The organism is Asaia sp. VD9, assembly GCF_037150015.1.
Lineage (GTDB): Bacteria > Pseudomonadota > Alphaproteobacteria > Acetobacterales > Acetobacteraceae > Asaia.
Genome location: NZ_JBBCQM010000005.1, coordinates 1 through 12,114 on the forward strand (window position 1 = coordinate 1; position 12,114 = coordinate 12,114).

The 12,114-nt window shown below is 60.8% G+C and carries 8 protein-coding genes; 6 read left to right on the forward strand and 2 right to left on the reverse strand.

The window, feature by feature from the left end:
* Positions 1-83: 83 nt before the first annotated feature.
* Together purN and purM are read right to left on the reverse strand one after the other, a co-directional pair.
* Complete coding sequence (purN, locus tag WFJ47_RS07775) at positions 84-698, reverse strand: phosphoribosylglycinamide formyltransferase (RefSeq protein WP_336762092.1); 615 nt, start codon at positions 696-698, stop codon at positions 84-86.
* On the reverse strand, positions 695-1,753 hold the full coding sequence (gene purM / locus WFJ47_RS07780) for a phosphoribosylformylglycinamidine cyclo-ligase (RefSeq protein ID WP_336762093.1): 1,059 nt from the start codon (positions 1,751-1,753) through the stop codon (positions 695-697). The genes purN and purM overlap by 4 nt, the downstream gene beginning before the upstream one ends.
* Positions 1,754-1,848: 95 nt before the next feature.
* Here purM and WFJ47_RS07785 point away from each other — a divergent pair, with 95 nt between their 5' ends.
* The 6 genes from WFJ47_RS07785 (at position 1,849) to WFJ47_RS07810 (ending at position 12,090) form a co-directional block, all read left to right on the forward strand.
* The gene (locus WFJ47_RS07785) at positions 1,849-2,580 is read left to right on the forward strand and encodes an HdaA/DnaA family protein (RefSeq protein WP_336762095.1); all 732 of its coding nucleotides are present in this window, start codon (positions 1,849-1,851) and stop codon (positions 2,578-2,580) included.
* Between the two features lie 101 nt (positions 2,581-2,681).
* Positions 2,682-4,976 (forward strand): RNA degradosome polyphosphate kinase, encoded by a 2,295-nt coding sequence (locus WFJ47_RS07790; RefSeq protein WP_408868632.1) that lies wholly within the window; start codon positions 2,682-2,684, stop codon positions 4,974-4,976.
* A 13-nt stretch (positions 4,977-4,989) separates the two neighbouring features.
* The gene (locus WFJ47_RS07795; protein WP_233582098.1) at positions 4,990-6,483 is read left to right on the forward strand and encodes a Ppx/GppA family phosphatase; all 1,494 of its coding nucleotides are present in this window, start codon (positions 4,990-4,992) and stop codon (positions 6,481-6,483) included.
* Positions 6,477-7,247: a CDP-diacylglycerol diphosphatase gene (locus WFJ47_RS07800; protein ID WP_336762098.1), complete on the forward strand. Its 771-nt coding sequence runs from the start codon at positions 6,477-6,479 to the stop codon at positions 7,245-7,247. The genes WFJ47_RS07795 and WFJ47_RS07800 overlap by 7 nt, the downstream gene beginning before the upstream one ends.
* A 980-nt stretch (positions 7,248-8,227) precedes the next feature.
* Entirely contained in the window at positions 8,228-11,032 is a 2,805-nt protein-coding gene (locus WFJ47_RS07805; RefSeq protein WP_336762100.1) for an ATP-binding cassette domain-containing protein, read from the forward strand.
* Positions 11,029-12,090: an ABC transporter permease gene (locus tag WFJ47_RS07810; RefSeq protein WP_336762102.1), complete on the forward strand. Its 1,062-nt coding sequence runs from the start codon at positions 11,029-11,031 to the stop codon at positions 12,088-12,090. The genes WFJ47_RS07805 and WFJ47_RS07810 overlap by 4 nt, the downstream gene beginning before the upstream one ends.
* Positions 12,091-12,114: the final 24 nt, after the last annotated feature.

Consider the following 12,114-nt stretch of genomic DNA (forward strand, 5'->3'; position numbering starts at 1 on the left):
CTTTGTTCGCGGAACCCATCAGGGCCAGCAGTCCAAAACCGACTGCGCAAACAGGCCGGACAGAAGACTGCTCCTGATCAACGTCAGTGTGTCATTTTTCTCTTGCAACACGGGAGCCATCCACAGAAGGACAGAAAGGCCGCGAGCGCTGCCGGATAAAGCTGATGCTCCTGTTCGAGCACACGCTTTGCCAGGCTATCGGCAGTATCCCCAGACAGGACCGGAACTTCCGCCTGCTGAAGGATTGGGCCTTCGTCAACCCCATCCGTAACCAGATGAACGGTGCAGCCATGACGGGAATCGCCCGCTGCGAGTGCCCGTTCGTGAGTGTCGAGGCCAGGGTAGAGGGGGAGGAGGCTTGGATGGATATTGAGCATGTGACCACTCCAGCGCCCCACCAGATAGGGGGTCAGGACACGCATGTAGCCAGCAAGACAGACCACCTTCACGCCGGCCCTGGTCAGCGCCTCGTCAATGGCCTTTTCATGTCCCGTGCGATCCTTCGGAAAAAGGCGGTGATCGATCGCCAATGTCGCCAGTCCCGCCTGACGCGCCGTTTCGAGCCCCGCTGCGTCGGGATTGTTGCTCAGCACCAGAGCGATGCGCGCCGGGTATTCTGACCGCGCGCACGCCTCGATCAGCGCGTTCATGTTGCTGCCGCGCCCACTGATGAGAACGGCAATAGGCGTTTTGTTCATAGGGCGAAATCGACCTTGCCATCCAGGGCATAGCGCGGACCATTGGCGGTGACATCGCCGATCCGGTAACCTTTCTCGCCGCGCTCGGCGAGGAGCGCTAGGACCTTGTCGGGCTCGGGCGTGATCAGCACCATGCCGATGCCGCAATTGAAGACCTTGAGCATTTCGTCATGGGCGACATTGCCTGTCGTGGCAAGCCAGCGGAATACCGGCGGAACGGGCCATGTATCGGCCTCGATCTGTACGCCCAGACCCTCGGGCAGAACGCGGGGCAGGTTTCCGGGCAGGCCACCGCCGGTGATATGGGCGCAGCCATGAAGCAGACCGGCATGATGCAAGGCCATGACCGTGCGGACATAGAGCGCCGTTGGGCGCAGCAGCGCCTCTGCCAGCGTGCTGCCTGGCTCGAACGGGGCTTCGCTGTTCCATTCCAGACCACTCATCGCCTTGATGCTGCGCACCAGGGAGTAACCGTTGGAATGCACACCGCTCGCGGGCAGCGCGATCAGCGTGTCGCCCTCTGCAATCCCCGCAGGGAGCAAGGCGGAGCGCTCGGCAGCCCCGACGCTGAACCCGGCGAGATCGTAATGCCCCGCCTCGTACATACCGGGCATCTCTGCAGTTTCACCGCCGACCAGGGCGCAATCCGTATCGCGGCAGGCCTGGGCGATGCCCTTGATCACGCGCGCGGCGTCCTCCACCGAGAGTTTTCCGGTCGCGAGATAGTCGAGAAAGAACAGGGGCTGTGCACCCTGCACCACGAGATCGTTCACGCACATTGCCACGAGGTCGATACCGACCGTGTCATGCTGCCGGCTCTCGATGGCGACCATCAGCTTGGTGCCGACGCCATCGGTGCAACTGACCAGGACCGGATCGGTGAACCCGGCTGCCTTGAGGTCGAACAACGCGCCGAAACCACCAAGCCCCCCCATCGTACCGGGACGATCGGTGGATTTTGCGGCGGGCTTGATCGCCTCGACCAGCGCATCGCCCGCCTCGATATCGACCCCGGAGTCCCGATAGCTAGCTGAAGGAGAGATTGGGTCGGTCATGCTGTCGCCTCGCTCGAAAAACCTGGCCGGTTGCGTTATCATCAGTCCTTCTAATGGAGCCGACCCGGCTCGGAAAGGACCGGAACGGCTATTGGATGGACAAAGAGGCGGGAAATGACGGATTGCTGCCAAAGGCCAGTGCCTTGCAGCTTGCTCTTGCGCTGCGGCCACCCGCCAGCGTCGCCGAGCGCCATTTCGTTCCGGCGGCTTCAAATGCACAGGCGCGCCATTGGCTGAACCAGACAGGCTGGCCAGACCGGCGGCTGCTAATCCACGGGGCGGATAGCTGTGGGAAGTCGCACCTGCTGCATATATGGGCCGCCCGTCGTCAGGCGCGCGTGCTCGATGCCGCGGGTCTCGATGTATCGGATCTGGCGGAAATCGCGGCGAACGCACCCTTGGCGCTCGCCCTCGATCATCTGGAGCGGGTAACATCGGAACGCGCGGTTCTTCACCTGCTCAATCTGGCGCGCGAGCATCGCATCACGGTACTGATGGCGACCCGATTGCCGCCCAACCGTATGCCGATCATCCTGCCCGACCTGGCCAGCCGTTTGCGGGCGGTAACGCTCGTCCCGATCATGCCTCCTGAAGATACTCTGCGTTTCGCCCTGCTGCTCCGCCTGATCGCAGAACGGCAGATGGTGGTTTCCAAGCCGATTTTGGACTGGCTGATGTGTCATCTGCCTCGAACCGGAGATGCCATGGTCGAGGCGGTGGAGTGTCTGGACCGCGCGACCCTCGCGCATAAGAAGCCCCTGACAATCGGGTTGGCACGCGAGGCTTTGTCTGGATTGCTCTTCGCAGAAGATGAAAGCCTCTCATGACCGGCTTGTGTTTATGATGATTAGGTGAAGGGGTTTGACGCGGGGTGTCTTCTGCGTCGATGCTGCGTTTACTCATTGGATAGAAACAGGAAACGCATCGCGTGACGTCGTCTTCGGAAAAGGATTCGGTCAAGGATCCAAAGGCAGCCCCTCTCAAGGCTGCCCGACCAGCCGGAAACAGGCGCCCTCGTGCCTCTCGCGCTACGCGAGCGGTGGCGCGTATTCCCGATCCGGGAATCGTCACCTCACCGGCGCGTTTCATCAACCGCGAATTATCCTGGCTCGATTTTAACCAGCGCGTGATCGAGGAGGCTGAAAACAGCCGTCATCCTTTGCTGGAGCGGCTGCGTTTCCTGTCGATCAGTGCCAGTAATCTCGATGAATTTTATTCAGTGCGTGTCGCCGGTCTCGTTGGTCAGGTGCGGGAAGGGCTGGTCGCACCCTCGGCAGACGGGCTGACACCTGCGCGTCAGCTCACCAGCGTGCGTCGCAGCGCCGCCAAGCTTTTCGCGGCCCAGCAGCGCATCTGGCGTCTGCTCCGTGGGGAGTTGGCTCAGGCGGGGCTCAGGCTCTGCACGCGAGAGGAACTGACCGAGGCCGAACGCAAAAGCATTGCGGCCAAGTTCGAGGACGAAATCTATCCGGTTCTCACCCCGCTTGCCATTGACCCTTCCCACCCCATGCCGTTCATCCCCAATCTGGGCATGGCGCTGGCGCTCCGACTGATCGACCCGACCATTCCCGGTTTTTCAATGGATGCGCTCATCCTTCTGCCGCAACAGATCGACCGATTCATTCGTCTCCCTGCTCCGCATAGAGAGGAGCCCGAAATCCGCCCCGATGTGCGTTTCGTGGCGTTGGAAGATGTCATTCGCCTGCACATAGATCGTCTGTTTCCCGGCATGGAGATTGCTGAGGGCGGAGTATTGCGCATCATCCGCGATTCCGATGTGGAGTTCGAGGACGAGGCGGAGGATCTGGTTCTTTCCTACGAGACCGCGCTCAAGCAGCGCCGACGCGGCGTGGGCATCCATCTCGCACTCGACGCCTCCATACCGGAGAGCATGGGACGAGAGTTTGCCGAGGAACTCGATGTCGCCAAGGATGACGTCGTCGTGCAGCCCGACATGATCGGCGTGGTCGATCTGAAGCAGATGATTGTTTCGGATCGCCCTGATCTGCTGTTTAAGCCCTATAAGGCGCGCTTCCCCGAGCGTATTCGCGACTACGACGGTGACTGCTTCGCGGCCATCCGCGCCAAGGATATTGTGGTCCATCACCCCTTCGAGAGCTTCGATGTGGTGGTGCAATTCCTCAAGCAGGCAGCGCTCGATCCCAATGTCGTTGCCATCAAGCAGACCCTCTATCGCACGTCACGCGATAGTCCGATCGTGCGCGCGCTGATCGAGGCGGCAGAACTCGGCAAATCGGTCACGGCCATGGTCGAGCTGCGCGCGCGCTTCGATGAAGAGGCCAATATCCGTCTGGCCCGGTCCCTCGAATCGGCGGGGGTACAGGTCGTTTTTGGCTTTACCCATCTCAAGACCCACGCGAAGCTCAGCCTCGTCGTTCGTCGTGAGGCGGGGGGGCTGCGTTCCTACGCGCATTTCGGCACGGGGAATTATCATCCGATTACCGCGCGTATCTATACCGATTTGTCATTCTTTACCTGCGACCCCCAACTGGCCAGCGATTCGGCCAAGCTGTTCAACTATATGACAGGCTATGCGACCCCGGTGGACATGGAGGCACTGGCCTTTGCGCCCATCACGCTGCGCGAAACGCTGATGGATCTGATTGATGGCGAGATCGCTCATGCAAAGGCAGGGCGTCCCGCAAAGATCTGGCTGAAGATGAACTCGCTGGTCGACCCCTCGCTTATTGACGCGCTGTATCGCGCCTCGCGCGCCGGGGTGAAGATCGTCGGCATTGTGCGTGGCATTTGCTGTCTGCGCCCAGGCGTGCCGGGTCTTTCGGAGAATATCGAGATACGCTCGATTGTCGGGCGCTTTCTGGAACATGCGCGCATTTTTGCCTTTGGCAATGGGCACCGCATGCCATCGCACAAGGCGAAGCTGTTCATTTCCTCCGCCGACTGGATGGGACGCAACATGGACCGCCGGGTCGAGGCCATGGTTCCGATCTTCAATTCTACCGTCCACGCCCAGATCCTGGGTCAGATCATGACCATGGATTTACGTGACACGCTTCAAAGCTGGGTGCTTTCCTCGCGGGGGGATTGGCATCGTGTGTCTGCCGGGGCTAATCCCTTCTCGGCGCATGAGTATTTCATGCACAATCCCTCGCTTTCCGGGCGTGGCTCGGCGGCCAGGGAGAAACCGCAGGACAAGGATGCGGGTCGTCGTGAACGGCCCGATCGCATCCGCGAAGATTGAGGAAACGGGTAGAGTGACGGGTTCTGACGCACCGCAAGGCCATCATCGCGCGGCCATTGTCGATCTTGGATCGAACTCGGTTCGACTGGTTGTATTCGAGGGTGTCACCCGCAACCCCATCCCGATCTTCAACGAGAAGGCGACACTGCGTCTTGGGCGCGGTCTGGAGCAGACGGGCCGTCTGAATGAGGAAGGGTTGCGCCTTGCTCGCGACGTGATGAGCCGCTTCAACGCGATCGCTCGCGCCATGGACGCTCATCCTTTCGAGGTGCTGGCGACCGCGGCAGTACGCGATGCCAGTAACGGTCGTGAATTTGTCGAGACCTTGCATGAATGCATGCCGGATGTGCCCATCCGCATTCTTTCGGGTGAGGAAGAGGCTGATTACGCTGCCACGGGTGTGCTATGCGGCTTGCCGGATGCCGATGGCGTCGTGGCCGATATTGGCGGTGGCTCTCTCGAACTCATCCGCGTGGCCGGGGGGCGGCATCACGAGGCCTGCACCAAGCCGCTCGGCGTGATACGCCTGTCCGACCGCTCGGGTGGTGATCTCAAGCGCGCGCGTGAGGTTGTCGAGGCCGATCTGGACGATGTCGACTGGCTGCCAGCGCTCAAGGGCAAGCCGCTTTATCTTGTAGGTGGGGCTTTCCGCGCACTGGCACGGCTGCAGATCGCGCGCACGCATTATCCGCTCAACATCGTTCACCTTTACACGCTGGGTGCTGACGAGGCGCGGGAGATGGTCACCTGGCTGATCGATACGCCGCGCAAGATGCTGGAGAAGGTCCCGGGCTTTCCCCGTAAACGCCTCGATGATGTCCCGTTTTCGGCTACCGTGCTGCGTCGCTTGATGCGCATCGTGCAGCCATCCCAGATCGTCTTCAGCGTCGATGGCCTGCGCGAAGGCTGGTACATGCGCAAGGTTGGGCAGGCAGTGGCTGCGCTCGATCCCTGCCGTGCCCTGGCCGATGAGACCTCGCAGCGTCTGAGCCGCAGCATGGAATTGCCGGGCGATCTCGTACGCTGGACCGCCCCGCTTTTCGCGCATGAAACACCCTCCGAAACCGCCCTGCGCGACATGGCGTGCCGCATGTCCGATATTGGCTCCTTCGACCACCCGGAATATCGCGCCGCCCAGACCTATCTGCGCGTGATGCGGATGCATGGTGTCGGGTTCGATCATCAGGCACGCGCCTTCGTGGCCCTCACTCTAGCCGTGCGCTACGAGGCCGATCCCGCGGATCCACTGATGGAGGTTTCGCGACGGCTTCTCGCACCCGATGATTGCGATCGTGCCGTCCAGCTCGGTTTCGCGCTGCGTCTGGCCTATACAATCTGTGGTGGTACTGCCGCATTGCTCAAGAACACCTCACTCAGTATCGAGGATGGCGTGCTCTGGCTGAGCCATGATTCACAGAGCAGCTTTGCTGCCGGTGGCGGAGTAAAGCGCCGCCTCGAAAGACTGGGACAGAGCATGACTCTCGCTGCGGCGACACGTTCGTGCTGAAGAGCCTCGTGTGTCTGGCCCTGTCATGCATGTTGGGTGCCGGCAGTGCCCATGCTGCATCTTCCGGGGTCGTCATTCACAAGGATCACGATCCGGATGTGCTTTGGAAGCTCGTTCATCAGAAATGCGCGCATGGACTCAAGCCCTGTGCGGTCTATGACGACAAGCGCGGCATTGCACTCCTGCATTCGATCGAGGGGAAGGGGCAGTATCTGCTGATCCCTACCGAAAAGGTCACAGGGATGGAAAGCCCGGCACTGCTAAGGTCCGACCAGCCCAATTACTTTGCTTCGGCCTGGGCCTATCGCGAGCGCGTCGGGCGGGATTATCATCAGACGATCCCTGAATCCCGGCTTTCTCTCGCAATCAACTCGCAGAAGGGGCGCTCACAGAATCAATTGCATATCCATCTTGATTGTCTCGAGCCCCGCATGCGCGCTTTGCTGGACCGGGACGCGGCTCAGATCGGGCCGTCCTGGTCGGATCTGCCTGAGGCGTTCAATGGGCATCGCTACCGCGCACTCTATCTGGCGACACTGAACGGATCGCCTTTCCGGATCCTGGCAGCTACGCTGGCTCATCCCGAGCGGGATATGGGTGATCATACGCTTGTCCTCGCCCCGCTGGGCTCAGGCTTCGCGCTCCTCGATGACGTGGCGCAAGGGGATGACCGTGCTTCCGGCGAGGAGGTTCAGGACCATGCCTGTCATGGCATCGCCGCTTCTGCGAACGACGCATACGCGTCTTCGCATAACCAGCTATAGGCTCCAAGGGTAGCTCACCCATCGCGTGAGAAAAGGCCGACTAACGGTCTCTATTTCCCTAATATTCGCTCCCGGCTTGGGTGCTCATGCCCCGATGCCGAAAAGCCCGGCATGGCGAAGGGGCTTGTCTTCAGTCTTTCTGTTGGCGAGGCCCGTCGTTACCCCAGCATCGTTTCCCAGAGTGCCTGACCAAGCCTGATGTTCTGCGGAGTAATCGTGCTCGTTGCGTCTTGTTGAATGCCGTCTCGCGATGATCTGGTGAGGTCACGACAGAGAACGGCTTGGTAACCTGTCGAGCATGGCTTTTGCTCGCGTTCTACACACAGGCATACGCTGAGATGCGTGCGTCTCAGAATTATAACATTCTTTTGTTAGATATGACGTCCTAACCGCACTCAGCAAGGCTTTTTGGTCGGCATCATGCAGCCCAGGAGACGCGTGCCCGGAAGGGGATAACGGCTCTCTCCGCTTTAAGTCCCGCTCGTGATTCCATCTGGAATGGCTGGCTTTTCGGGTACCTGAGCCAGTTGCAGGCCGTGCATGCGGGACTGAGGCTGTCCAAAGCACACTCGAATGCTCGGCTTGAAGTCGATTATCATTTAAATCAGATAATATACTGATTATAAACATTTACTATAGTTTTCATCCTCCATGACGCGGCACTCGGCCTGAGCCGATGAGCAACGCAAAGGGCGTTACCTTCGTCCCCGAGGGCACATCCCGGCTGCAGCGCGCGGTAGAGCGCACAGGGCATGTTTGTCCTCACCGAGTGGCGCTGATGGTTCAGACTTCCTCGGGGATCCATACGCGCCGCGAGCTTCAGAAAATAACGCATCGATGATAATGAGAAACAAATAGTTGTGATTCTTTCAGGCAAGCGCTTGCGCAAGCGCTTCGATCTCCGTAGCGTCCAATTCTGTTCGGTGCAGGAACGGCTTTCGCCCTGTGTGCCGGGATCGGCCTCTGATCGGAGTTTCGTGATGGCTGACGTCGAGGTTGGAGCCAATTCTGAGATGGGAGATAGGGCGGGGACACCGCCCAGTATCTCTCCTCAGGGCATATATGATTCCCAGCAGGAAGCGGGAGGCGCTCGGATACCTGAGGTGGCTGCGGCGCTCTCTGGGGTGAGCAAGGTCTTTGGTGGGGTGATCGCTCTCGCCCATGCGGATTTTTCCCTCTACCGCGGAGAAGTGGTCGCCCTGCTGGGTGAAAACGGCGCCGGCAAGAGTACCTGCGTCAAGATGCTCGCCGGCGTTCACCGGCCTGATACGGGGAGTGTGCGGATCGGGGATGAGGATATCGTCCTGCGTTCTCCGCAGGACGCCTTGGCCCGCGGGCTGGCAGTCATGCACCAGCATCCCGGGCTGTTTCCAGATCTGACGATCGCCGAGAATATCGCCATCGGGCATATGCCGCGCACCGCGTTGCACACGCTCGATCGCACCCGTATCGACAGCGAGGCCGCGCGCCTGCTGAAAATCGTAGGGCTGGACGCGCCGCCTGACCGTCTTCTGGGTCTTTTGCGCTCCTCGGAGCAGCAGCTCGTCGAGATCGCGCGCGCCTTATCAGTGAATGCCAAGGTGCTCATCATGGATGAGCCCACGGCCTCACTCTCTCGTGGCGAGGTCGAGAAGCTTTTCGCAGTCGTGGATGACCTCAAGCGTCAGGGCGTGGCAATGATGTTCGTCGGTCATCGCATGGAGGAAGTCTATCGTATTGCCGATCGCATCGTGGTGCTGCGTGACGGGCGTCAGGTCGGGGAGGGACCGGTCGCAACGATCGACCCTGATACGGCCGTCCAGCTCATGATCGGGCGCGAATTGCAGAATCTTCACCCATCGCTTTCCCCGCCCGGTCAGGACGAGATTTTGCGCGTCGAGGGTCTATGCCGTCAGGGTGTCTTCGCTGATGTGTCGTTTGGTCTGCGCAAGGGGCAGATTCTGGGCTTTGGCGGGTTGGTTGGGGCGGGACGGACCGAGGTTGCACGCGTGCTGTTCGGGATCGACCGTGCCAGTGCGGGTCACATCGTGCTGGACGGTCGCGAAATCACTTTCGCAAGCGCAAGCGAGGCGATGAAGGCAGGGATCGCCTATGTTTCGGAGGACCGGCTTGGCCAGAGTCTGGTCATGGATTTTTCCATTCTGGACAATGCAGCGCTTTCGGTTCTGCCTCAGACCACGCGAAACGGATTGGTGAGTAGGGATAAGACACTCGATCTTGTCGCGCACCCTCTGGAGCGCATGCGACTGCGCTTTTCTTCCTATGATCAGCCTGTGCGCACTTTGTCGGGTGGCAATCAGCAAAAGGTCGTGCTGGCCAAATGGCTTGCAACCGGGCCGCGTGTCCTGATTCTGGACGAGCCGACCCAGGGCATTGACATCAACGCCAAGAGCGAGGTGCATGCCCTGATTGCCGATCTGGCCCGTCAGGGCATGGCTATCATTCTGATCTCATCCGACATGTCCGAATTGCTGGGCATGTGCCATGATGTTGCGGTGTTCCGCGAGGGGCATCTCTCTACCATCATGCCACGCGAGCTCGCCACGCAGGAGGCCGTTCTTCTTGCCGCGACGGATGCTGGGGCCGCGCGGCCGGTCATATCGGAACCCGATATGCCCCTACCACGAATTTCCGGCGCGGCGGAGAGCCGCGAGCCCTTGGCAGAATATGCGATAGAAGACAGCGCAGCCATTGTCGCCGCACGACGCGACCCAGCCACGAACCCACGTCCTGCGGGGCGGCATTGGCTGCTGGGGCGTGAGCTCGGGCTGCTCGCAGCCATTCTGGCGGTGATCATTCCCGCTGCGCTGATCAACCCGCGTATGCTGCAACTCGCCAATATAGAGACGGTTGGGATGGATCTGGCCCTGCTGATGATCGCATCGGCTGGCATGATGCTCGTAATGATCACGCGTAATATCGATCTTTCCGTGGCGTCGGTCATCGGGCTTTCGGCCTATATGGCGGCAGACTCGCTTCGGCTTTTCCCCCATATGCCCGTAGCTCTGGCGGTGATGATTGCCTGTCTGGTCGGGGCAGGCTGCGGTCTCGCCAATGGTCTGGTCGTGGCCTATGGCAGGGTTCCCTCGATTGTAGTGACGCTGGGAACACTCTCGCTTTATCGCGGCGTGAACAGCCTGATTGCCGGGGGGCGCCAGATCAGCTCCGAGCAGGTGCCGCAATCCTGGCTCGATATGACGGGTGCCCATGTTCTCGGTGTTCCGGGTATTCTCGTTCTGGCGGCGCTGGTCATGGCCGCTCTGGCGTTCCTCCTGAAACGCAGCTCGACGGGCCGCGAGCTTTTCGCCGTCGGCTCCAACCCGGATGGGGCCAGTCTGATCGGTATCCGGCGCGAACGCCTCGTGCTGATGGCCTTCATCGCCTCGGGACTCCTGGCAGGTCTCGATGGCGCTCTCTGGGCGTCACGTTATGCCGTCGTCGATGCTCGCGTCGCCTATGGGTACGAGCTGACCGTGGTGGCTGCTGTCGTCGTAGGCGGCACAGCGATCAGGGGCGGTGTCGGCACGATCACAGGTGTCATTCTTGGCGCACTCCTGCTCCTCGCCATACAGAACGGTCTGACACTGGTTCGCGTCAATCCGCTCTGGCTGCAAGGGGTTTACGGCCTTGTCATCGTGCTGGCCATCGCGCTCGATGCCTTCGTCTCCCGGCGGGCCACTCGTACGGTCACGCACCGCGCAGCCCAACAGGGACCCGACAGAAAACAGACCCCACTAGCGTCGTCCTCTCTCCCGACATCCGCACAGATCGGAGCCGTATCATGAGTGCGTCCCTTTCCCTGCAGGGCAGGAAAGCCGGAGCTGTACGCTCCCCGAGATTCTCTCTGCGCGATTTTGCGAGCTGGGATACGGGGCTTGGCATTATCACCCTCATTGCGCTTCTCCTTGCGGTGGTTTTCGTGCCGCGCTTTGCAACCAGTTTCAATCTGTCCCAGGCCATCGCCCTGGTTTCCGAAAAAGCCCTGATCGTCCTGCCTATGGCGCTGTTGATGATCGTGCGCGAGATCGACCTGTCCGTGGCCAGCATCCTGGCGTTGACGAGCTGTATTCTGGGCGTGCTGCTTCAATCAGGCTGGCCACTCATGGGCGCTATACCGGTTGTGCTTCTGGCAGGCGCTCTCTGCGGTGCGCTCAATGGCTGGCTGGTCACCCGGCTTGGCCTGGCATCGCTGCTGGTCACGTTGGGAACGATGGGGCTGTATCGTGGGCTGGGCTACGTGCTTCTGGGCGCGAACTCAGTGAATGAACTGCCCGATGCATTGACGGATTTCGGTATCGCGCCGTTGTTCACCGCCGCGATTCCACAGACGATCCTGCCTTTCCTGATCCTTGCTCCGATATTCGCGATCGTCCTGCATCGTACGGCCATCGGGCGGCGCATCTATGCGATCGGTGGTAGTCCCGAGGTGGCCCGCTATTCAGGCATTCGCAGTGACCGGCTGAGGCTGTGGCTGTTCACGCTCTCCGGTCTGGTCTGCGCCATTGCCGGGATCGTTTTCACGGCGCGCCTCTCGAATGCGCGCGCCAATAACGCACAGGGTTTCGAGCTAGAGATCATCACCATGGCCCTCCTAGGCGGGATCAGCGTCTTTGGTGGGCGCGGTCGCCTGTCGGGCGTGATCTGGGCGGTGATTCTCGTGGCCCTGCTGCGCGATGTGCTGGGTCTGGAAGGGGTAGGGGGGAATGCACAGGGCATTTCCATCGGGCTGCTCCTGATCCTGTCGCTGCTGCTTGGGGGCGTATTTCAGACGCGTCTCGATGCGGCACGGCGCCGGGCCCCACCGCCGCCACCCGAGGTGGTACTGCCAGAGCCCGCATCTTAGGTCGGGCCTGGCGCCGGGCCTTCA